At 68.9% G+C, this 20,772-nt stretch carries 17 protein-coding genes and 2 pseudogenes; 8 read left to right on the forward strand and 11 right to left on the reverse strand.

All coding sequences use genetic code 11. The features are described 5' to 3' along the window. Nucleotides 1-65: 65 nt before the first annotated feature. Both ACFVYL_RS07885 and ACFVYL_RS07890 read left to right on the forward strand, forming a co-directional pair. Entirely contained in the window at nt 66-887 is an 822-nt protein-coding gene (locus ACFVYL_RS07885) for an alpha/beta fold hydrolase (RefSeq protein WP_389713648.1), read from the forward strand. Continuing rightward, a pseudogene (locus ACFVYL_RS07890) lies at nt 854-1,346 on the forward strand (IS5 family transposase); the annotation flags it as partial. The gene ACFVYL_RS07885 and the pseudogene ACFVYL_RS07890, both read left to right, overlap by 34 nt. On the opposite strand, the gene ACFVYL_RS07895 reads toward ACFVYL_RS07890, so the two are convergent. From ACFVYL_RS07895 to ACFVYL_RS07905, 3 genes are all read right to left on the reverse strand, one after another. Next, a complete protein-coding gene (locus ACFVYL_RS07895; protein ID WP_389713650.1) occupies nt 1,332-1,766 on the reverse strand; it encodes a VOC family protein in 435 nt (144 codons plus the stop codon). The pseudogene ACFVYL_RS07890 and the gene ACFVYL_RS07895 sit on opposite strands and share 15 nt — an antisense overlap. 100 nt (nt 1,767-1,866) lie before the next feature. Then, the gene (locus ACFVYL_RS07900) at nt 1,867-2,118 is read right to left on the reverse strand and encodes a DUF397 domain-containing protein (protein ID WP_389713652.1); all 252 of its coding nucleotides are present in this window, start codon (nt 2,116-2,118) and stop codon (nt 1,867-1,869) included. Next, nucleotides 2,115-2,900 carry a Scr1 family TA system antitoxin-like transcriptional regulator gene (locus ACFVYL_RS07905; RefSeq protein WP_389713654.1) on the reverse strand — a complete coding sequence of 262 codons (786 nt, stop codon included), beginning with the start codon at nt 2,898-2,900 and terminating at the stop codon, nt 2,115-2,117. The genes ACFVYL_RS07900 and ACFVYL_RS07905 overlap by 4 nt, the downstream gene beginning before the upstream one ends. A gap of 126 nt (nt 2,901-3,026) precedes the next feature. Between ACFVYL_RS07905 and ACFVYL_RS07910 the strand changes: the two are divergent. Beyond that, a pseudogene (locus ACFVYL_RS07910) lies at nt 3,027-3,425 on the forward strand (ATP-binding protein); the annotation flags it as partial. Nucleotides 3,426-3,449: 24 nt separating this feature from the next. On the opposite strand, the gene ACFVYL_RS07915 reads toward ACFVYL_RS07910, so the two are convergent. From ACFVYL_RS07915 to ACFVYL_RS07935, 5 genes are all read right to left on the reverse strand, one after another. Continuing rightward, a complete protein-coding gene (locus ACFVYL_RS07915) occupies nt 3,450-4,580 on the reverse strand; it encodes a tetratricopeptide repeat protein (RefSeq protein WP_389713656.1) in 1,131 nt (376 codons plus the stop codon). After that, nucleotides 4,577-5,893, reverse strand: coding sequence for a tetratricopeptide repeat protein (locus tag ACFVYL_RS07920; RefSeq protein ID WP_389713657.1), 1,317 nt, complete (start codon nt 5,891-5,893; stop codon nt 4,577-4,579). The genes ACFVYL_RS07915 and ACFVYL_RS07920 overlap by 4 nt, the downstream gene beginning before the upstream one ends. Nucleotides 5,894-6,060: 167 nt before the next feature. Beyond that, nucleotides 6,061-6,987, reverse strand: coding sequence for a PDR/VanB family oxidoreductase (locus ACFVYL_RS07925; protein WP_389713658.1), 927 nt, complete (start codon nt 6,985-6,987; stop codon nt 6,061-6,063). A gap of 22 nt (nt 6,988-7,009) precedes the next feature. Continuing rightward, on the reverse strand, nt 7,010-7,684 hold the full coding sequence (locus tag ACFVYL_RS07930) for an MSMEG_1061 family FMN-dependent PPOX-type flavoprotein (RefSeq protein WP_389713660.1): 675 nt from the start codon (nt 7,682-7,684) through the stop codon (nt 7,010-7,012). Nucleotides 7,685-7,899: 215 nt separating this feature from the next. Beyond that, the gene (locus ACFVYL_RS07935) at nt 7,900-8,565 is read right to left on the reverse strand and encodes a TetR/AcrR family transcriptional regulator (protein ID WP_389713661.1); all 666 of its coding nucleotides are present in this window, start codon (nt 8,563-8,565) and stop codon (nt 7,900-7,902) included. Nucleotides 8,566-8,615: 50 nt separating this feature from the next. Between ACFVYL_RS07935 and ACFVYL_RS07940 the strand changes: the two genes are divergently transcribed. Beyond that, nucleotides 8,616-9,545: an NADP-dependent oxidoreductase gene (locus ACFVYL_RS07940; protein WP_389713662.1), complete on the forward strand. Its 930-nt coding sequence runs from the start codon at nt 8,616-8,618 to the stop codon at nt 9,543-9,545. A 39-nt stretch (nt 9,546-9,584) separates the two neighbouring features. On the opposite strand, the gene ACFVYL_RS07945 is transcribed toward ACFVYL_RS07940, so the two are convergent. From ACFVYL_RS07945 to ACFVYL_RS07955, 3 genes are all read right to left on the reverse strand, one after another. Beyond that, nucleotides 9,585-10,586, reverse strand: a complete 1,002-nt coding sequence (locus ACFVYL_RS07945; protein ID WP_389713664.1) for an abortive infection protein — start codon at nt 10,584-10,586, stop codon at nt 9,585-9,587. Nucleotides 10,587-10,845: 259 nt separating this feature from the next. Beyond that, nucleotides 10,846-14,745, reverse strand: a complete 3,900-nt coding sequence (locus tag ACFVYL_RS07950) for a GH92 family glycosyl hydrolase (protein WP_389713666.1) — start codon at nt 14,743-14,745, stop codon at nt 10,846-10,848. A 180-nt stretch (nt 14,746-14,925) separates the two neighbouring features. Beyond that, entirely contained in the window at nt 14,926-15,396 is a 471-nt protein-coding gene (locus ACFVYL_RS07955) for a pyridoxamine 5'-phosphate oxidase family protein (protein WP_389713667.1), read from the reverse strand. 444 nt (nt 15,397-15,840) lie between these two features. On the opposite strand from ACFVYL_RS07955, the gene ngcE reads away from it, so the two are divergent. The 4 genes from ngcE to ACFVYL_RS07975 all read left to right on the forward strand — a co-directional run bounded on the left by ngcE (nt 15,841) and on the right by ACFVYL_RS07975 (nt 20,767). Beyond that, nucleotides 15,841-17,277: an N-acetylglucosamine/diacetylchitobiose ABC transporter substrate-binding protein gene (gene ngcE, locus ACFVYL_RS07960; RefSeq protein ID WP_389713669.1), complete on the forward strand. Its 1,437-nt coding sequence runs from the start codon at nt 15,841-15,843 to the stop codon at nt 17,275-17,277. A 245-nt stretch (nt 17,278-17,522) separates the two neighbouring features. Beyond that, the gene (locus ACFVYL_RS07965; protein WP_389713949.1) at nt 17,523-18,437 is read left to right on the forward strand and encodes a carbohydrate ABC transporter permease; all 915 of its coding nucleotides are present in this window, start codon (nt 17,523-17,525) and stop codon (nt 18,435-18,437) included. 21 nt (nt 18,438-18,458) lie between these two features. Then, nucleotides 18,459-19,355 (forward strand): carbohydrate ABC transporter permease, encoded by an 897-nt coding sequence (locus tag ACFVYL_RS07970; RefSeq protein WP_389713671.1) that lies wholly within the window; start codon nt 18,459-18,461, stop codon nt 19,353-19,355. Nucleotides 19,356-19,504: 149 nt separating this feature from the next. Continuing rightward, nucleotides 19,505-20,767, forward strand: coding sequence for an extracellular solute-binding protein (locus tag ACFVYL_RS07975; protein ID WP_389713672.1), 1,263 nt, complete (start codon nt 19,505-19,507; stop codon nt 20,765-20,767). Nucleotides 20,768-20,772: the final 5 nt, after the last annotated feature.

Raw genomic sequence — 20,772 nt, forward strand, 5'->3', positions numbered from 1 at the left:
GTGACGTGTTGAGTCGCGTGGTTACCCTCGTCTCGCCAACGACCTTGAATGCAGGGGAGCAGACAGTGCGTACCGCCACCGTGACGGCCGACGGCGACCAGATCCGCTGGGTGGAGCTGCCGGGGCGGGAGCCGTCGCGCGTCTACGTGCACGGACTGGGGGCGACGTCGCCCGCCTACTTCGCCGAGGCCGCGGTCCACCCTCTGCTGGCCGGTCACCGTTCACTGCTGATCGACTTGCTCGGGCACGGCATCAGTGACCGGCCGACCGGCTTCGACTACACCCTGGAATCGCACGCCGATGCCCTCGCCGCGGCCCTTGCTTCCGCGGGTGTCACCGGTGCTGAGCTGATCGCCCACAGTATGGGCGGCTCCGTGGCCATCGTCCTGGCCGCGAGGCACCCCTGCCTGGTCTCCCGCCTGGTCTTGGTCGACGCCAACCTCGACCCGATCCCGCGCACACCCGGCTCCAGTGGCAGCAGCGGTGTCGCTGCGTACTCCGAGGAGGAGTTCCTGGCAGGAGGCTGGGAGGAAGTCCGCGACCGGGTCGGCCCTCACTGGTGGTCCACGATGCGTCTGGCCGGCCTCGAAGCCCTGCACCGCAGCGCCACCCATCTCATCCGGGGCACCGTCCCCACCATGCGTGAACTCCTGCTGGATCTGACGATCCCCCGCACCTACCTGCTGCCCGCGGCCGACGGTCCGCTCCCGGGCGCCGACGCACTCGCCGAAGCCGGGGTGTCCGTAGTCCCGGTCCCGGACTGCGGGCACAACATCATGCTGGACAATCCGCAAGCCTTCGCCCACGCCGTGGCCGCGGCGCTCGCCAACCGCGCCGGCCGCCGGGCCGCTAACGGGGCGGACGTTGGAACAGCCACCGCAGGGTGATCAACGGAATCCTCTACCGCCAGCGGACGGGAGTGCCGTGGCGGGATCTGCCCGCCCGTTTCGGCAAGTGGAAGACCGTCTATGAACGTCACCGCTGCTGGCCGGCGGACGGCACGTGGGACACAATCCTTGCGGCCGTCCAGGCGGACGCTGACGTGGACGGCCGCATCGACTGGTCGATGGTGAGCGTGGACTCGACGTCCTGCCGCGCCCACCAGCACGCCGCCGGAGCACGCAAGAGACCGCCACGAGTACCGGGAAAAGACGCACGCCCCAGCAGCACCGCCCCGACGAGGGACTCGGACGCTCCCGGGGCGGACTGACCTGCGCCGCAACGAAGTTGAACGGACGATCAACGCGCTCAAGAACTTCCGGGCAGTGGCCACCAGATACGACAAGCGCGCATACGTCTTCCACGGCACGGTCACCGTTGTCGCGCTGCGACTATGGCTTCGCTGAGGCAACGCAGAACTCATTGCCCTCCGGGTCGGCCATCACAACGTGGTGTCCGTCGCACTCCTTCAGGACCCTCCCGCCCGCCTTCACCAAACGCCCGGACTCTGCCTTGATCCGCGCCCACCGCTCCTCGGGGCTGCCGTGTCCAGGCACCCGGACGTCGATGTGGAGCCGGTTCTTTGCCGTCTTGGGCTCCGGGACTTTGAGGATGGACAGGCGAGGGCCGGCGCCATCGGGATCGCAGAGCCACGCACCATCGTCCTCGGTGTCCTCTTCCGGGAGGTCGAACTGCGCAAGCCACTCCTCGCGTGTTTTGAACGGAGCGGGCGGTGGCTCGTCGACGTAGCCCAGTGCCGTTTTCCAGAATGCAGCAAGGAGCTGTGCATCCGCGCAATCAAGTGTCAGATCGATTCTGGCTGCCATGGCAGGACCGTACTGCGCGCCTCTGACAATCCTTCATGGCCCAACGGAGCGGCTATCGCCAGTCCATCGGGATCCGCCGGACAGGACCTGGGCCGGGTCGCTAGGCGCGGGCCTGGGGGAGGGGCAGGAAGGCGGTCCAGGTGTCCGGGGCGACGGTGAAGTGCGGGCCGTCCGGGTTCTTGGAGTCGCGGATGTGGATGGCGGTGGGGTGGGCGGCGATTTCGAGGCAGGCGCCGCCCTGTTCGCTGCTGTAGCTGGACTTCTGCCACGCGCAGGCGACTTCGAGGCAGTTGCCGCCATCGCTGCCGCTGTAGCTGGACTTGAACCACCCAAGTGAGGTGCCGACGCTCATTGTTCTCCTAGCATGCGGTCCAACAGCCCTCTGGTGTCCTCAGCGTTGAGGGCCTGTGTCCGCAGCATCGCACACCTTTGCGTCAGGATCGCCACCTCATCGGGGTCTGCGATCAGTTGGCTGCCCCGCTGCGTCTCGGTGTAGGCGAGCCGCTGATGTTCGGGGGTCTCCAGGAGTACGAATGGTCCATCGAGAGCTGCGTGAGCGGTGCGCCCGAACGGGAGGATCTGCAGAGCGAGACCGGGTAGTTCGGCGTATTCGCGAAGGCGGCGAAGCTGTTCGGAATAGACGCCGTGGCCGCCTAGTCGGTCATGTAGCACCGCCTCCCAGATCACGAAACTGGTGGTCGGCGGGACCTTGCGGTGCAGGATCTCCTGGCGCTCGATCCGGGCCGCGACGTATTGCTCAATCTCGTCTTCGTCGAAGACGGGTACGCGGCTGCGGAACACGGCCCGCGAGTAGGCCTCGGTCTGTAGCTGCCCCGGCAGAACCTGGTTCTCATACGAGGAGATCGCAATAGCCTCCCGCTCACGATCCAGGAACTCCTCCGCCCACCGCGGAATCAGATCCACTTCCGGCATGTGGTCGACCGCCGTCTGCAACGTCCGCTTCGTACCCAGGAAGTCATCCAGCTGCACCGCCAGGTCCATCTTCAACGGCCGCCGCCCCTGCTCGACGGAGGCGATCAGCTCCTCGCTGATGAGGAACTGCTGGGCCAGCGACCGCTGGGTGTACCCCGCTGCCTCCCGGTGGACCGCCAGCAGCGCGCCCACCATCCGCATCGCTGACGCGTTCCTGCGTGATCGTCGTTTTGGGCTGCTCATACGGTGCAACTCCCCACCAGAGGCCGTGCCTTCACACAGCGAACCCGTACAGCTCAGCCGTACGGGTTCACGTACTGCTTCATCATGGGCACGGAGAGTGACTCTCGTCACGTGAACCGAGAAAGTTTCTACCGGCGCGAACGCCGGTCCGTCCCCGCGGCCCGTGCCTTCACCGCCGCCGCCCTCGTGGACTGGGGTATCGACGGCGAGCGGGCGGACGACATCACGCTCTGCGTGAGCGAGTTGGCGACCAACGCCCTGCTGCACGGCGTCCCGCCGGGGCGCGGGTTCCGGCTGTATCTGGGCCATGAGACGGGCGTGCTCCGTGTCGCGGTGCACGACAGCGGTGACGGGTGGCCGCGGCTCGATCTCGAAGAGCGGGAGGACGCGGAGTCGGGGCGCGGGCTGCTGCTCGTGGCGGCACTGTCCGACAAGTGGGGGGTCGCGGAGCGGCTTCCCGGCAAGACGGTGTGGTGCGAGTTCGTCCTCGCGTCGTCCCTCTCCGCGTCACGCCTTCTTTTTGCGGTCGAACCAGACCGTGGCGAGGGTCGGGACGAGACCCGCCCAGAACAGCGCCTGGGGCACGGCCCGTTCGGACCACGGGACCTCCGCGAGGAGCAGCGCGCACAGCATGGCCCAGGCGGCCTGGGCGAGGACGACGCGGGGCCACTTGCGGCGGTGGATCACGGAACGCAGGTTGATCTGGATGCCCGCGCGCAGGCGGCGGTACCGGAGCAGGGCGCCCACGGCCCAGATCGCGGTCATCGGCACGAGGAACCAGAGCCGTTGACCGAGTGACACCGGGAGGTCGCGCGGGGTCTCGCCCTCGGTGACGAAGACGTCGAGGCCCGCGGCGGTGAGGGCCAGGCAGAGCAGGGCGAGCCAGCGGATGCCGCGCAGCATGCGGTACGAGGCGTCGTCGAGGCCCTGCCGCATCGTCCGGGAGTCCGGGGCGGCGGCCAGGGCGTCCGCGTACAGCGTGGCGGCCTCGGTCGCCCTGACGCCGGGTGCGGCGGCCGCCTTCTGGGTCTGGCGGGCGAGCGCGTAGGGGTGGTTGGGGTCGAGGCGGAGGATGGCGTGGTCCAGCTGGTCGGCGACCGTGCTGTTGCTGGCCAGGTCGGCTATCTGCCAGGCGACCTCGTGCGCGTAGACCTCTTCGGGGCCGAGGCGCAGCGCCTCCATGGCGAGGTCGCCCGCCTCGCGCAGGGGGGCTTCCATCTGTGCCGCGGTGATCGTGCCGCCGCCCGCCTGTCCGATGCGGACCAGGCGGATGCGCCAGACGACGTCGGCGAGGAAGGCGTACGCGTACCAGTACTCGGGGGCGAGGCGGATCGCCTCGCGGAGCACGCTCTCGGACTCCTGCCAGCGGCCGCCGCCCAGGCCGCGCAGGGCGTGGGCGCGCATCATGAGGGCGCCGACGTCCTCGGGGTCGAGCGCGAGGGCCCGGTCCGTCGCTTCGAGGGCCTTCTCGTGCTGCTCGGCCCGTACGTGACAGAGCGCCAGCTTGGCCCAGGCCCGGATGTCGTCGGGATCCTCGGCGAGCCGCTGCCCGAGCAGGGCCTCGGCCTCCTCGTACCGCTTGAGCTCGATGAGCCCGTCGGCCCGCTCCACGGCGGGGTGCACAGTGTCAGTGCTCACAGCTTCCGCTTCTTCTTGAGGTAGGTGACCAGGTCGTCGTACATACCGCCTTCGTTGGCGAACATCGCCACGTTGCGGGCGGAGGCGAACCACGGGTCGCTGGAGGGCGGGATCGTGGCGGCCGCGTCCATCAGGTCCGTCATGCCGATCATGCGGACGGTGCCGGTGCGCGCGGAGTCGAGCAGGGCGCGCTCGGCGGCGGCTTCGCAGAGGTGGGCGAGGTCGGCGCCGGACAGGCCGTCGGTGACCTTGGCCAGCTTGCGCAGGTCGATGCCGGCGACGGGGCGCTCGCGCAGGTGGTAGCGGAGGATGGCCTCGCGGGCGGGGGCGTCGGGCGGCAGCACGAGGAGGGTGCGGTCGAGGCGGCCGGGGCGGCGCAGGGCGTTGTCGACGTCCCAGGGGACGTTGGTGGCGGCCAGCACGAACACGCCCTCGTTGGCACCGGCGTCGATGCCGTCGAGCTCGGTGAGAAGCTGGTTGACGGTGTTGCGCATGCCGCTGTGCGCGGTGCGGCTGCGCTTGGCGCCGAGGGCGTCCAGCTCGTCGAGGAAGAGGACGCAGGGGGCCTGGCGGCGGGCCGTCGCGAAGACCTCGTGCATGTTGCGCTCGGAGTTGCCCATCCACATGTCGAGCACGTCGTTGACGGATATGGACAGGAAGCCCGCGCCGAGCTCGCCCGCGACGGCGCGGGCGATGAAGGTCTTGCCGCAGCCGGGCGGACCGTAGAGCAGGAGCCCGCCGCGCAGGCTCTTGCCGTACAGCTTGCGGAGTTCGGGGTTGCGCAGGGGTGCGAGGAAGGCGGCCTCCAGGCGGTCCTTGACGTCCTGCATTCCGCCGACGTCGGCGAGCCGCACGCCGTCGGGCGCCTCGACCTCCCAGGCAAGGGCGTTGCCGGGGTCACCGGTGCCGTCGGCGGCTTGCGGGGCCTCGGGGGTCTGGGGGGCCTCGACGAAGCGGGGCGGGACGACGTCGCCGACCTGGTCCTCGGCGGCCTGCCAGTTGAAGCCGGTGGGAGGCGCCTGGGGTACCTGGGGTGCTTGTGACTCCGGAAGCACCTGGGGTGCTTGTGACTGCGGAGGCGTCTGGGGAGGCGTCTGGGGCGCCTCCGGTGCGCCCATGGCGCGCACCATCAGCTCCCGGGCCTGCGGGTCGCCCGGCGCGTGCTGCAGCGCGACGGCGGCCTCGGCGACCGCTTCGTCGTGATGCCCGCCCGCGATGAGCAGCTCCGCGAGGTGCAGCCGCAGCGGCACGTCATCGGGCGCCCCCGCGACGGCTGTGCGCAGGCTCTGGATCAAGGGGGAGTGATCGGGCATGGGATGAGGATACGGGGGGTGTACGAGCATTGTTCGATCGGTGTTCGAGCGGCGTCCGGGCGGCGTCCGGGCGGCGTCCGGGCGGCGTTTCGGGAGGTGAGCGACGCAGGCGTCGAACGGCGGAAGCCATGCCCGGAAGAGCTGATCGCGGGCAAGGGCGGGTCGGGTCACAGGTCCAGCACCAGCCGCGGGGACCGCGCGCGGGACACGCACGCGTACATGCGGCCCGCCGGGGCTCCGATGTCGTCGCGGTGGTCGGGGTCGCCCTCCAGTACGGTCAGTTCGCAGCTTCCGCAGACGCCCTCGCGGCAGCCGGTGGGGAGGGGGCGCCCCGCGTGGGTCAGGGCGTCGAGGAGTGACTCGTCCGCGGGGACCCGTACGGTGCGGCCCGAGCGGGCGCACACCGCCTCGAACTCCGCATCGGGGCCGAACCGCCGCGGCTGTGGGTGGAAGCGCTCCGTGCGCAGCCGTTCGGCGGGGAACGCGGCCTCCGCGGCGGTGAGCATCGAGGCCGGGCCGCAGCAGTAGACCAGGGTGCGGGGGCCGAGGGTGGCGTGGAGTGCGGGGAGGTCCGGGCGGCCCTGCTCGCGCGTGGCCACGATCCGTACCCGATCCCCGTACCGCGACGCCAGTTCCCCGGCGAAGGGCATGGTCGCCGTCGACCGGCCCACGTACAGGAGTGCGGCCGGTACCCCTGAGGCGGTTGCCGCGTTCAGCATCGGCAGGACCGCGGTGACGCCGATTCCGCCCGCCACGAACAGGTATTCCGGGGCGGGCGCGAGCGGGAAGTGGTTGCGGGGGAGCGATACGTCCAAGGTGCGGCCCCTACGCAGGAAACGGTGGATGTACTCCGACCCGCCCCGGCTCAGGGGGTCGTACCGGATCGCGACGCGGTAGGCGTCCCGGTCCGCCGGGTCCCCGCACAGTGAGTACTGCCGGGTCAGCCAGTTCGGCAGCGCGATGTCGACGTGGGCGCCAGGCTCCCAGGGGGCGAGTGGACCGGTGGCCCCGCGCAGGTGGAGGGAGACGACGTCCTCGGCCACCTGGTCGATGTTCTCGACGACAACCTGCTGCGACTGCTGTGTCTGCTGCATCGGTGGGTCACCCGCGATCTGGTCAGTAGAGCTTCCGGTAGGCCTCTTCGAGTCCCTGCGTGAACGACGCCGGGTCGCTCAGACCCATCTGGGTGGCGGCCACCTCGCCCGCGGGCGGGAGTTCGTCGGCGAGGGCCTGGCTCGCGGGGTCCCACAGCCGGGAGCGCAGGAGCGCGCGGCCGCAGTGGAAGAAGACCTCCGCCACATCGACGATCAGCGCCAGTTCCGGGTCCTTGGCCTCGGTCCGCATCCGGGCGAGCACGTCGGGCTCGTCGGTGGGGTAGGCGCGGCCGTTCACGCGCAGCACCTCCCGGTATCCCGGCACCAGGAAGAGCAGCCCGATGCCGTCGTTCTCGGCGAGGTTGCGGAAGGAGTCGGCGATCTTGTTGCCGGGGCGGTCCGGGATCGCGAGCGTGCGGTCGTCGAGGACCTTCGCGAACCCCGGGTAGTCGCCGCGGGGCGAGCAGTCGGCGAGCCCGGTGGCATCCGCCGTGGCCATGGTCAGGAAGGGTGAGTGCGCGATGAAGCGGCGGCTGTAGTCGTCGATGTGGTCGAGGATCTTGGCCTCGATCGCTGCCTCGGGTTCCCCGAGGCGCGCGCGGACCTCCTCCGGTGACAGCCGACGGGGACGCGTGCCGGCGCGTGTTCCGGGAGTGTGTGCTTCTGTTCCTGGAGTGTGTGCTTCGCCGCAGGTCATGCCAGTATTGTCAGCATTTGCTCAGGTCGCCCGCTACTCGCGTCCGAGGGGCACGGACGGAGCGGACAGGGCGTCGGGCCCACGCAGGCCCCAGCCCCGTAAACAGCCGCTTCAGGTCCGGGCCGAACTCACCGCCGCCCTGACAGACTTCCTCCACACCTACAACCACCACCGCTGCCACACCGCACTCGCAGGCCAGCCACCCATCACCCGCGTCAACAACCCTGCGGGCCAATACAACTAGATCCCGTCCCGGAAGTCGCAACTGCCAGCGGCAGCCGGACCGGCGGGGGCAGCGGCGAGACGGCGGGCTCGGCCCGCATGCCCTGGATCAGCAGCGCGGCGAAGCGCCGTGAGGCGGCCACCGAGGCTGCCGGTGAGGGGGCCCGGATGCCGCCGTTGGCCATGAGCACCATGATCAGATCGTCCGGTACGAAGTCCGGGCGCAGCTTGCCCGCCGCCTTGGCCCGGCGGGCGAGTTCGGCGACCTTGCCCAGAGCCTGCCACCGGTCCGCGGCGAAGTCGATCGCGCGGGGGAAGGCCGCGGCGAACGCCGCGGTGAAGCCCCGGTCCCGTGCCTGCATTTCGCACACCGCCTCGATCACCAGGCAGAAGCCGCGCCACGGGTCCGGATCGGCCAGCGCCTGGTCGACGACGGCCGTGCAGGCCGTCATCTGCTCGTGGAAGGCCTCGGTGACCAGTTCCTCCTTGGTCGGAAAGTGCCGGTAGAGGGTCGCGGGTCCGACCTCGGCGCGCCGTGCGATCTCCCGCATCGCCACGTCGAGGCCCTGCTCGGCGAACGTCGTGCGGGCCACGGCGAGGATCCGCTCCCGGTTGTCCCGCGCATCGGAGCGCGGGGAGTGAGGCAAAGGGTTCGTCACCGCTCTCACTTTAGCCAAACGGACGGGGTGTTCCGTTAGCGTCCGACGGCATGAGAGCACTGACATTCTCCGAGTACGGTCCCGCGAGCGTCCTGGAAGTCACCGAGGTACCGGAACCACACGCCGGACCCGGCCGCATAAGGGTGGGCGTACGGGCATCGGGCCTCACACCCGCCGACTGCCGCCTTCGTTCGGGCGGCTTCCGCGACATGGCGCCGCTGCGGCTGCCCCACGTGCTCGGCATGGACGCCGCGGGTGTGGTCGACGAGGTCGGCGCGGGGGTGACCGGGGTCCGGCCGGGCGACGAGGTCTTCGGCATCGTCGACGTCGCGGAGCTCGGCGGTGCGAACGCCGAGTACGCCGTCCTGGCCGCCTGGACGCCGAAGCCGGAGGCGCTGAGCTGGGAGCAGGCGGGCGGCGCGGCCGGGAACGTCGAGACCGCCACGCGGGTCCTCGACCGCCTGAAGGTCCGCACCGGCACGACCTTGCTGATCGAGGGCGCGGCCGGTGGGGTCGGCACCGTCGCCGTCCAACTCGCGGTGGCCCGCGGCGCGACCGTCATCGGCACGGCCGGCGCGCACAACCACGAGTTCGTCGCGGGCCTCGGGGCGACGCCGACCACCTACGGCCCGGGGCTGGGCGAGCGGGTCGCCGCCCTGGCACCGGGCGGAGTCGACGCCGTCCTGGACTGCGCCGGATCCGGCTCGCTGCCCGACCTGGTGGACCTCGCCGGAAGCCCGGACCGGGTGGTGACCATCGCCGACATGAACGCGGCGAAGTACGGAGTCCACCAGAGCCGCTCGGCGGGCCCGGGAGCTGATCAGCAGGCGGTCGAAGGGCTTGCCGTGGCCGCCGCGCTCGCCCGGGTAGGCCGCTTCGCCGTGCCGGTCGCGGCCGCCTTCGCCATCGAGAACGCGGCCGCGGCCCACCGGTTGAGCGAGACCGGGCACACCCGGGGAAAGATCGTGCTCATCCCCTAGATGATCGATTGTTCCCTTGTCAGCGAGGTGGCGGCGGGGTCAATGGGAGCTGTAGAGGCCGGCCAGCGCGTGGAACGCGGCCTTCGGCTCCCAGCCGTCCCCGACCACTCTGACCACACCGAAGCTGGCCATGTCCAAGTCGTGGCGCGGGTTGGGTGAGTAGGGCTTCGGCGCGATGAACTCGAACACGTAGGCCCCATAGATCTTCTCGGCCGCGAAGACGTCCAGTTGCTGTGACAGGTAGTCCGCCTGTACCTGCTCATTGCGGATGAATGAGCCCGCGAGTTCGGGGGGATCGGCCGTCCAGTCGACGATGCCGTAACCGGCCGGGCCCATCTCGGCGGCGCCGTCAAAGGAGCAGCAGCCGAACTCGGTGATCAGGATGGGTTTGCCGTATTGATGGAAGCGCCGGAGGTTGGTGGCGTAGTCGGCGTCGTTGTAGGCCATCCGGTAGTAGTTCAGCCCCACCATGTCGAATCCGTCCCAGTCCACCTCCTCCCACAGACCCGCTCCGTACGTCAGGCGACCGCCGAAGTGCGCCCGGGCCACGTCACGAGCGCGTGCCAGCACGCCGTTCAGCTTCTCGTTGAACTCCGGGAAGCGTGGCCACCACTGCGGGTCGGCCAGTTTGGCGGACCGGTCTGCGTGAGTGCCGCCGGGGATGATCCCGGAGCCGAAGACCGTCAGCTCGCAGCCCACGTTGAGGACGACCCGGCCGTACTGCTGCCGCAGCTCTTCGGCAGCCGTGGCAACTGCCGCGAGGTGTCGGAGCATCGCATCCGGCTCGGCTTCTATGAGGCGGGGCTGCAGGCTGACGTGCAACCCCAGGTCCAGAGCCGCACTGGCGGTCTCGGTCAGCCGGCTGATGTCGGTGCCGAAGAGGCTGACCGAGGTGCAGTTCAGATCGTTCCGGATGACCGCCATGTACTGATGGATCAGGTCGCTGGACGATGGCTTGCGTGACAAGCCGCTTCCGGCGTAGTTGGTGCCGGTGTCGTAGTTGATGCCTTTCCAGACCAGACCTGCCGTGTCATCTCGCATGGCCGGAGCCTAGGTGAACGGCTCACAGGGTCAGCTGCGCGCATGCGACGAGGGAGTCCGAAGTGCGGTTGTGACGCCAGATGGCGACAAGAGCTGCTATGGCATCGAGTCATCTAGTCATCCAGTGGGCTGAACGAGCACGAGAAGATCCCGGTGCCGCGCCGAAACGCACGACGCGGCACCGGGATCCGTCGCGACCAGACCGCGACCACCGAACGGGTCAACCGAACGGGTCAACCGAACGGGTCAACCGAACGGGTCAGGAGAGCAGCTCCACCTCCGCCAGGGTCGCGGAGCCGTCCGGCACCAGCCGGTAGTGCCCGTACGTCCCCGGGCGGGCGACCGTGAAGACCCGGGTCTGCTGGTCCCAGGCGAAGGACTCGCCCGAGCGGCGGTCCAGGGTCTTCCACCGCGTGCCGTCCTTCGACCCCTGGAGCACCCAGCCGCGCGGCGCCTTCGTCTTGTCGGCGGACGACGTCAGCGTGTACTGCACCGCCTTGGTCCTGCCGCCGACCGGCAGCTTCACGGCGGAGTCCACCGTGGCGTCCGTGGCCGAGGAGTCGTCGAACAGGGCGCCCTCGCCCGCGACCGCGTCCTTCCTGGGGGAGGGGACCTCGTCGTCCTTCGTGATCGACGCGGGCTGGGCGTTCTTGCCGGAGCCCCAGGCCGACGGCTTCGGTCCCATGTCGAATTCGAGGACGCCGCCGCGCGCGACCACCTCGTGCGGCAGCGCGGTCGAGGTCCACTTCTTGCCGTTGACCTTGAGCCCCTGCACGTACACGTTCTTCGCGCTGTTCTTCGGTGCCTTGACGACCAGGTCGCGGCCGTTGTCGAGGTGCACGGTCATCTTCGTGAACTGCGGTGATCCGATGGCGTATTCACCGCTGCCCATGACCAGGGGGTAGAAGCCGAGCGAGGAGAAGAGGTACCAGGCCGACTGCTCGCCGTTGTCCTCGTCGCCGTGGTAGCCCTGCCCGATCTCGCTGCCGGTGTAGAGGCGGGAGAGGACCTCGCGGACCTTCTCCTGCGTCTTCCACGGCTGCCCGGCCGCGTCGTACATGTACGCGACGTGGTGGGCGACCTGGTTGGAGTGGCCGTACATGCCCATGCGGACGTCGCGCGCCTCGGTCATCTCGTGGATGACGCCTCCGTAGGAGCCCGCGAACTCGGCGGAGCCGGTCTCGGGGGTCGCGAAGTACGTGTCCAGTTTCTTGCCGAGACCGGACCGGCCGCCGTAGAGGTTGGCCAGGCCGCGCGAGTCCTGCGGGGCGGTGAAGGCGTAACCCCAGGCGTTGGTCTCCGTGTAGTCGTAGCCCCACACGCGCGGGTCGAACTTCTCCGAAGGCACCCGCCAGACGCCCTTGGCGTCCTTGCCCTGGAAGAAGCCGGGCGGTGTGCCCGCGCCCGCGGCCTTGTCGTCGAAGAGGTTCACGTAGTCGCGGGCACGGTTGAGGAAGTACGCCGACTCTTCCTTGTAGTGCTTCTTGCCCGTCTTCTTGTAGAGGGCCGCTCCCATGCGCGAGATGCCGTAGTCGTTGAGGTAGCCCTCCAGCGCCCACGACAGGCCCTCGTGGGTGTCGCTGCTCGTGTAGCCGAGGAACGGCGAGGTCTTCATGCCCTTGCGGCCGACGCCCGAACTCGGCGGCACCACCGTCGCGTTCTTCAGCGCCGCGTCGTACGCGGCCTCGGCGTCGAACTTCACGCCCTTGACGTACGCGTCGGCGAACGCGACGTCCGACGACGTGCCCGTCATCAGGTCCGCGTAGCCGGGCGAGGACCAGCGCGAGGTCCAGCCGCCGTCCTTGTACTGCTGCACGAAGCCGTCGACCAGTTCGCCCGCCTTTCCCGGGGTGAGCAGGGAGTAGGCCGGCCAGGTCGTGCGGTACGTGTCCCAGAAGCCGTTGTTGACGTACGGCTTGCCCTCGACGATCTTCGCCCCGGTGTGGGTCGGGGTGTCGGGCCCGGTCTGCGGCGAGAACGGGGACGCGTACTTGTACGTCGCCTTGCCGCCGCCCTGCGAACCCACCTTCTCGAAGCCCGAGTTGGGGTACAGGTACAGCCGGTAGAGGGAGGAGTAGAGGGACGTGCGCTGGCCCTCGCTCGCGCCCTCGACCTCCACCTTGCCGAGGATGTCGTCCCACGCCTTCTGCGCGCGGTTCTTCACGCGGTCGAAGGAGGTGCCGGACGGGATCTCCTGGGCGAGGTTGTCCTTCGCCTGGTCCAGGCTGATCAGGGACGTCGCCAGGCGGAGGCCGACCGTGCGGTCCTTGCCCGGCTTGAAGCGCAGGTAGCCGGTGACGTCGCCGCCACCGCCGCCCTCCAGCTTGCCGCCCGCGGTGACCGGCGTGTCGAAGACCCCGTACACGAAGAGGCGCGTCGCGCCCGTCGACAGGCCCGACTTGACGTCCGAGAAGCCCGTCACGACGCCCTTGTCCTCGTCGAGGGTCAGGCCGCCCTTCTCGGAGACGTTGTCGAAGACGACGCTCGCGTCGTCACCGGGATAGGTGAACTTCATCATCGCGGCGTGGTCGGTCGGCGCCATCTCGGCCTTCAGGCCGTTCTCGAAGGTCACGCCGTAGTAGTGCGGGCGCGCCGTCTCCTTCTCGTGCCGGAAGGGCAGCGCCCTCTTGGTGCGCGACGCGCTCGGCGTGTCCTTGTCGACCGACGGCATCATCTGGAACGTCTGCCGGTCGCCCATCCACGGGCTCGGCTCGTGGCTCGCGCTGAACGCCTGCATCGTCGGCAGGTTGTCGTCGTTGTTGCCGCGCGCGTAGTCGTACAGCCAGCTCAGCGAGCCCGCGTTGGTCACCGGCGTCCAGAAGTTGAAGCCGTGCGGGACCGCGGTGGCCGGGAAGGTGTTGCCGCGCGAGAAGCCGCCGCTGGAGTTGGTGCCGCGCGTCGTGTCGGCGTAGTCGGAGGGGTACGCCTTGGGCTGCGCGGGCGCCTTCTCCTTCAGGGACACGTCGTCGAGCCAGCCGCGGAACTTCGCCGGGCCCTTAGGGGCGTCGTACGCGATCAGGATCCGGTCGACGGTCCTGCCGCCCGCGACCTGCCCGATGCGGGCGTCGACGTTGTTCCACTGGTTCACGTAGAGCGCCTTGGCCGCGCCCTGGCCCCGCGGGGTCAGTGGGAAGCCGTGCTGGTCGACGGCCTTGAGGTCGCTGAGGTACGTGCCGTCGGTGAAGGCGAGGTCCACGGAGACGTTCGTGGCGGCGTAGTCACGGTCACCCTCGGCCATCGAGGGGAAGATCCGGTAGCCGAGCTCGGTGTTCTCGCGGACCTTGACGTCGACGTCGAAAACCTTGTTGTACGAGTAGCCGCGTCCGTCCGCCTTGTGGCTGCCCGCGTAGCGCAGCGCCTGCTTTCCGGTGAACCCGGCGCGGGACTTGGCGGTGGGGGAACCGCTGGGGCCGCGGTCCACCAGGCTCAGCATGTCCTCGGGTGCGGGGGCTTCCGTGCCGCCGACCGACAGCTGAAGGTCGGCGAGCTGGAGGGCGTCGGTCGCGCCGTTGTTCGCGGTGACGTCGAGCCGGTAGTGGGCGTACGCCTCCGCGTTCTCGAAGTCGTACTTCTTCGTCTTGTGGCGGCCGTCGAAGGTCTCGCCCTTGCGTTCGTCGAGGACCTTCCAGTCCTTGCCGTCCGTGGAACCCTTCAGGGTCCAGTCCTTCGGGTCGCGCTCCGCGTGGTCGTTGGCGGACGTGAGCGCGTACGTCACGACCTTGGCGGGCCGGTCCATCTCGAACTCGACCCAGCCGTCCTTGGCGAACGTCAGCCATTTGCTGGTCGCCTCGCCGTCGACCAGGTTCGCGGCGACCTCGCCGGAGCCGGTGTTCTCGCCGCTCGCCCGGACCTCGGTGACGTGGTCGTTGACGCTGCCGGGCAGCCCCGCACTGAACTCGCCGTTGACGCCCGAGGCCTTCTTCTTGCCGTCGGGACCCGTCTCGACGGTGTTCAGCCAGTCGGGCTGCGCGTCGTCCTTCTCGAAGGACGAGGAGAACTCCCGCTGCGAGCGGGGGGACTGCCCGGGCCCGGCGACGGCGGCCCCCTGCGCCGCCACGACGAGCGCGAGCGCCAGCGTCCCGGCGGCCACGGCCGAACGGGGCCCCGGGCCGGGCGGACGGTGGTGTCTGAAACGAGGTCTGCGAGCCGTGTGCGGCATCCTCAAGCCCCTCCTTGCCAGTTGGACAACGTTGTCACGATCGCTGCGCAAGGTCTAGTAGGGCGTCAAGTGTCGAGTGGTGTCAAGGCTGTTGGCGGGGGACGGGATGGTGTAGGGGAGAGGGGTGCCCGCGTCACCCTGAGTGCCCGCGTCAGCCCGCGGCATCCGTGCGGATCATCCTCACGGGCTCCCGGTCAGCCACACCCCCTCGCGCATGATGACCCTCCCGCGCAGTTCCGGCTCGCCGCGCCAGGCGCGTACCGTCCGCGGGACCACGCGTATGTAGAGGAAGGGGCCCTCCTCCCCGCGCGGATCCCACCCGAACTTGTCGGCGAACGCCCGCGCCGCGGCTTCGGGCACCTCCTGGTCGGGGAAGCACTCCGCCTCCCCCTGGAGGAGCACCACGTCGAAGGTGTCCGGAAGGGACAGGCGTACGCGCGGCTCCGCGCGGACGTTCCGCGCCGTCACGGACGTGGCGCCGGTGCACATCCATACCGCTCGCCCGTCCCACAGGAACCACAGCGGCACCTGGTGCGGCCCGTGCTCCGGGTGGGCCGTCGCCACCCATACGTCCCGCTCGGCAACGAGCCGGTCCAGTGTGTCGCGCGTACGCTCCGCCGTCGGGCGGCGGACGGTTCCCGTGGTCTCCATGAGGTCGACCCTAGGCCCGCCGTACGCCTGCGGCGCAGGACCTACTCCCAGCGACCGAGGCGCACCAAAGCACCGCTCCCGTGCGGAGAGTTCAGCCGCACGTCTCCCGGACCCTCGACACACCGGCGCAGGCCCCCACCCCGGCCACTTGGGTGGTCCGACGGAAAGTCCATGGAAACCGGCGCGAAAGTCCACGGTTTCGGGCGGTGATGTGCGAGAGGTTCGACCGGGGATCGTCGCAGGTCTCAACTCGGACAAGGCTGCCGGGCAAAGTCGTATTCGATCTTGCCCACCCGACGGCGAGTGGACTATACCTGTCCGCGTCCGACGTCAACTGCCCTGGCCGGTGGGAGAACCCGGCGCACGACCCCAGCTTCACACCGCCGCGGTGCCGGGGAGGGTCCGGTTCACCGCCTGAGTCCTGGAGAAGGCGAGGACTTGAGCATGGGATCCACCAGCGTCAACCGTCGTGATGTCATGAAAAGGGCGGCAGCCGCCGGTCTGCTCGCGGTGCCGGCCGTCGGAGCACTGAGCTCCTGCGCCAGTGGTGGCGGCGACGAGAACAAAGCCGAAAAGGGCGAGAAGACCAAGAAGAACCCGCTCGGTGTGAAGGAGGACGCCGGGCTCACCGTCTACATCTTCAACGGCGGGTACGGCGACAAGTACGCCCAGTTCGTCACGGACATGTACGCCAAGAAGTACCCCGATGCCGATCCGGAACAGAAGCCCACCGAGAAGATCGCCACCCAGGTCCAGCCGAAGATCGTCCGCGGCAAGCCCACGGCGGACGTCGTCAACAACTCCGGCGCCGACCAGATGAACCCCGGCAAGCTGGTGCACAACAAGCAGGTCGCCGACCTCCGCGAGGTGCTCGACGCACCCTCGTGGGACGACCCGAAGGTCACCGTGCGTGAGACCCTCGTGCCGGTGGTCGAGCAGATGGGCCGCTTCGGCGGCAAAGAGTGCTACCAGCTCAACATCGCACTGACGGTGTACGGCAACTGGTACTCCAAGAAGCTCCTCGAGAAGGGCCTTGAGGCCGAGTACCCCAAGACCTGGGACGAGATGCTCGCGGTCTGCAAGAAGGCCAAGGCCAAGGGCATCCACGGCTGGAGCTACCCGGGCGGCCACCCCCGCTACATGTTCTTCAGCATGTACGCGATGTTCGCCCAGCGCGGCGGGCGCGAGGTCACCACGGCCATGGACTACCTGGAGCCGGACGCCTGGAAGCACGACGCGGTCAAGGACGTCTTCGAGGCCTGGGAGGAGCTGGTCGCCAAGAAGTACGTGCTGACCGGCTTCGACGGAACCGAGGCCCACACCGAGATGCAGACCGCGTGGACCAAGGAGGGCAAGTGCCTCTTCGTGCCCGACGGCTCCTGGGTGGAGAACGAGGCCAAGGACACCACGCCGAAGGACTTCGAGATGACCGTGGGGGCGACCCCCTCGCTCGACTCCAGCGACAAGATGCCGTTCGGCACGCTCTACGCCCCGGCCGGTGAGCCCTTCATCGTCCCCGCCAAGGCCAAGAACGTGCAGGGCGGCCTGGAGTGGATGCGGATGATGTACAGCAGGCAGGCCGCGGTCAGCCTCTTCAAGGAGACCGGCTCGCTGCCCGTCGTCAAGGGCGTCCTCGACGGTCTGAAGCAGCTGCCCCCGGGCGCGGCGAGCGCCCAGGCGGCGATCAGGGCGGCCGGCGAGAACGTCGTCATCCCCCAGTTCATGGACTGGTACAACGAGCTGTTCCGCGAGGACTTCAACAACATGATCCACAAGTTCATGCAGGGCCAGATCGGCGCCCGGCAGGCGATGGACACCATGCAGAAGGCCTCGGACCGGATCAAGAACGACCCCGACATCACGAAGATCAAGAAGGCCTGATCCTCCGGGTCCCCTTGATCCTCCCGCGGGTCCGGGGCCTTCGCGGTCCCGGGGCCCGGGCACGCAACCGAGCACGTAGGCATGTGAAAGAGCGGGCGGGGCTGAGCAGCGTGAAGACCGACACCCGGGTGGAGAAGACCCCACCTCCCAAGAAGCAGGCGGGCGCGAGGCCCGCACCGGCCGCACCGGGCCGGCTGTTGTTCGTCCTGGCGGTGCTCCTGCCGCCCCGCTTCACCCCCGAACGGGTGCGCTACGACCGGCGCTACCGCACGCTCGACAAGTACCGCTTCATCGTGGGCTTCCTCGCCGTGCCGCTCGCGTTCTACGCGCTGTTCGTCGTCTCGCCCTTCCTCCAGGCGATCTACTACTCGTTCACCGACTGGTCCGGCGGCCCGGTCGCGAACTTCGTCGGGTTCGACAACTACCGCAAGATGTGGAACGACGAGCGCTTCTGGGACTCCGTCCAGGTGAGCGCCCTCCTGCTGCTCATCGCGCCCGTGCTGACCCTGGTCCTCGGCATGTTCTTCGCCTACATGATCACCTCGGGCGGCCGGCACCGCGGGGGACAGGCCATCGCGGGCGTCGCCGGGTCCTCGTTCTACAAGGTCGTCTACTTCTTCCCGCAGGTCCTTTCCGTCGCCATCATCGCCGTGGTGTGGGGACGCGTCTTCAACACCAACAGCGGCCTGATCAACGGCGGCCTCGACAAGGTCGGCGTCGACGGGCCCGCCTGGCTGGGCGGCGACGAGACCCTCGGCCTCGTCTCGCTGCTCACCGTGATCTGCTGGAGCTTCATCGGCTTCTACGTCGTGCTCTTCTCCGCCGCCATGGGCGCGATCCCCAAGGACATCTACGAGGCCGCCCTCCTCGACGGCGCGGGCCGCGCCCGCACCTTCTTCAACGTCACGCTCCCGCTGATCTGGGACACGGTGCGCACCGGCTGGATCTACATGGGGATCCAGGCGCTCGACACCTTCGCCATCTGCCTGGTCATGGTGCCGCCGCACGTCCTGAAGGTGACCCCGGTCTTCCTCTACGAACGGTTCCGGGACGGCCAGTACGGCTACGCCACCGCCATCGGCGTCGTCCTTCTCCTCCTCAGCATGGCGTTCTCCCTGATCGTCATGCGGGTCGGGAACCGCGACCGGACCGAATACTGAGACCGCGGGAGCCACTGCATCATGACCACGATCAAAACCTCCGCGCCCCGTTCCGAGACCACCTCCGCGGTCCACCGCGAGAGGGAGGCGGGCGGCGCCACCCTCAACGTCTTCTCGCACGCCTTCCTCGTCCTGTGGGTCGTCCTCGCCGCCGGACCGCTGGTCTGGGTGGCGCTCACCGCGTTCCGCCCCTCGGCCGAGATCCTCAGCGACCCGATGGGCTGGCCGGCCTCCTTCCGCTGGGAGAACTTCAGCAACGCCTGGAGCAAGGCCAGCATCGGCCAGTACACCCTCAACTCGCTGATCATCCTGACGGGTTCACTGACCGGCACCATGCTGCTCGGCTCGATGGCGGCCTACGTCATCGCCCGCTTCACCTTCCCCGGCAACCGCTTCATCTTCATGCTGTTCGCGGGCGGCATGATGTTCCCCGTCATCCTCGCCCTGGTGCCGCTCTTCGCGGTCATGGAGAACTTCGGCCTCCTCGACACCCGGCCCGGCCTGATGATCGCGTACATCGCGTACTCCCTGCCCTTCACCACCTTCTTCCTGACCTCCTTCTTCCGCACGCTGCCGACCGGCGTGCAGGAGGCGGCCATGGTCGACGGGGCCTCGCACACCCGCACCTTCTTCCAGATCATGCTGCCGATGGCCAAGCCCGGCCTGGTCAGCATCGGCATCTTCAACTTCCTCGGCCAGTGGAACCAGTACCTGCTCCCGCTGCTGCTCAACAGCGAGGACGAGAAGAGCTACGTGCTGCCGCAGGGACTCGCCTCACTGGCCGTCTCGCAGGGCTACCGGGGCGACTGGGGCGCGCTCTTCGCGGGCCTGACGATCGCCATGCTCCCCGTGCTCGTCGTCTACGCGGTCTTCCAGCGACAGGTACAGGCCGGACTGACCGCGGGCGCCATCAAGTGACCTGGTGGAGCGGGTGATTTCAGCTTGGCCACGAAAGTGGTCTAGGCCTGTCAAGGCCAATCGGGCCGTGAGTAGTCTCGGCGCCACGGCGCCGCGGGGGGCGACCGGACGCGCTCAAGTCGACACCGATGTCGAAGGGTTGAACCATCATGAGGAATCGAATAATCGCCACCGGTGCGGCAACGGTCGCCATGACGCTGGGACTTACCGCCTGCGGCGGTGACAGCGACAGCGGCGACAGCAAGACGATCAAGCTCGTCGCCGCCGACTACGGCGACAAGGCCTCCAACGCCTCCAAGGTGTACTGGGCCGAGGTCAAAAAGGAATTCGAGAAGGCCAACGAGGGCTACAAGGTCGACGTCCAGGTCATCAACTGGAACGAGATCGACAAGTCCGTCAAGAACATGATCCAGGCGGGCAACGAGCCCGACCTGCTGCAGACCGGCGGATACGCCGACAAGGTCGCCGACGACCTCCTCTACAAGGCGGACGAGGTGATGTCCGCCAAGACGCGCGAGAACCTCATCCCCACCTTCGCCAAGGCCGGCGAGGTCGACGGGACCCAGTACGGCATCCCGTGGGTCTCCTCAAGCCGCGTGATGTTCTACAACAAGTCCGTCTTCAAGAAGGCCGGCATCAAGTCGCCGCCCAAGACGTGGGACGAACTCGCCGACGCGGCAAAGAAGATCAAGGCCAAGAAGGCCGCCGACACCCCCTACGCGCTGCCGCTCGGCCCCGAGGAGACGCAGGGCGAGTCGCTGATGTGGGAGCTCGGCAACGGCGGCGGCTACACCGACGCGGACGGCAAGTACACCCTCGACAGCGCGAAGAACGTCGAGACCTTCGAGTGGCTCAAGACCAACCTGGTCAAGCCCGGTCTGACGTACGCCAACCCCGCCTCCACCGACCGCAAGACGGCCTTCGCGGACTTCGCGGCCGGCAAGGCCGGCATGCTCAACGGCCACCCGAGCCTCATCCAGATGGCCAAGGGCGGCAAGGTCGACTACGGCGTCGCCCCCATCCCCGGCAGGACGGGCCCGCTGCAGAGCACCCTCGGCGTGGCCGACTGGATGATGGCGTTCAAGGACGGCGGCGCGGAGAAGGAGGGCGTGAAGAAGTTCCTGGACTTCACGTACTCCAAGAAGATGCTGGCGTTCGACGAGATGTACAACCTCATGCCGGTCACCCAGGACGCCCTCAAGACCATGCAGGGCAACGGCAAGCACAAGGACCTGGCGCCGTTCTTCGCGGTCCTGCCGAACGCCAAGTTCTACCCGCTGGGTGACACCTCCTGGGACGTCGTCTCCGCCGAGATGAAGAAGACCGGCGGCAAGGCCGTCGCCGACGACCCGAAGCAGGTCCTCGGGGACCTGCAGAAGAAGGCGGAGTCGGCGGCGGCCGAGGCCAAGTAGCGGCC

The sequence above is a fragment of the Streptomyces sp. NPDC058308 genome, from assembly GCF_042880275.1.
GTDB lineage: Bacteria > Actinomycetota > Actinomycetes > Streptomycetales > Streptomycetaceae > Streptomyces.

What these genes read in the sequence shown, in the direction of transcription:
- ACFVYL_RS07970 (WP_389713671.1), top strand. Translation starts at nt 18,459, where the DNA reads ATGACCACGATCAAAACCTCCGCGCCCCGTTCCGAGACCACCTCCGCG.
- ACFVYL_RS07955 (WP_389713667.1), bottom strand. Translation starts at nt 15,396, where the DNA reads ATGGAGACCACGGGAACCGTCCGCCGCCCGACGGCGGAGCGTACGCGC.
- ngcE (WP_389713669.1), top strand. Translation starts at nt 15,841, where the DNA reads ATGGGATCCACCAGCGTCAACCGTCGTGATGTCATGAAAAGGGCGGCA.
- ACFVYL_RS07930 (WP_389713660.1), bottom strand. Translation starts at nt 7,684, where the DNA reads ATGACCTGCGGCGAAGCACACACTCCAGGAACAGAAGCACACACTCCC.
- ACFVYL_RS07975 (WP_389713672.1), top strand. Translation starts at nt 19,505, where the DNA reads ATGAGGAATCGAATAATCGCCACCGGTGCGGCAACGGTCGCCATGACG.
- ACFVYL_RS07950 (WP_389713666.1), bottom strand. Translation starts at nt 14,745, where the DNA reads ATGCCGCACACGGCTCGCAGACCTCGTTTCAGACACCACCGTCCGCCC.
- ACFVYL_RS07925 (WP_389713658.1), bottom strand. Translation starts at nt 6,987, where the DNA reads ATGCAGCAGACACAGCAGTCGCAGCAGGTTGTCGTCGAGAACATCGAC.
- ACFVYL_RS07895 (WP_389713650.1), bottom strand. Translation starts at nt 1,766, where the DNA reads ATGGCAGCCAGAATCGATCTGACACTTGATTGCGCGGATGCACAGCTC.
- ACFVYL_RS07900 (WP_389713652.1), bottom strand. Translation starts at nt 2,118, where the DNA reads ATGAGCGTCGGCACCTCACTTGGGTGGTTCAAGTCCAGCTACAGCGGC.
- ACFVYL_RS07945 (WP_389713664.1), bottom strand. Translation starts at nt 10,586, where the DNA reads ATGCGAGATGACACGGCAGGTCTGGTCTGGAAAGGCATCAACTACGAC.
- ACFVYL_RS07940 (WP_389713662.1), top strand. Translation starts at nt 8,616, where the DNA reads ATGAGAGCACTGACATTCTCCGAGTACGGTCCCGCGAGCGTCCTGGAA.
- ACFVYL_RS07905 (WP_389713654.1), bottom strand. Translation starts at nt 2,900, where the DNA reads ATGCGGATGGTGGGCGCGCTGCTGGCGGTCCACCGGGAGGCAGCGGGG.
- ACFVYL_RS07920 (WP_389713657.1), bottom strand. Translation starts at nt 5,893, where the DNA reads ATGCCCGATCACTCCCCCTTGATCCAGAGCCTGCGCACAGCCGTCGCG.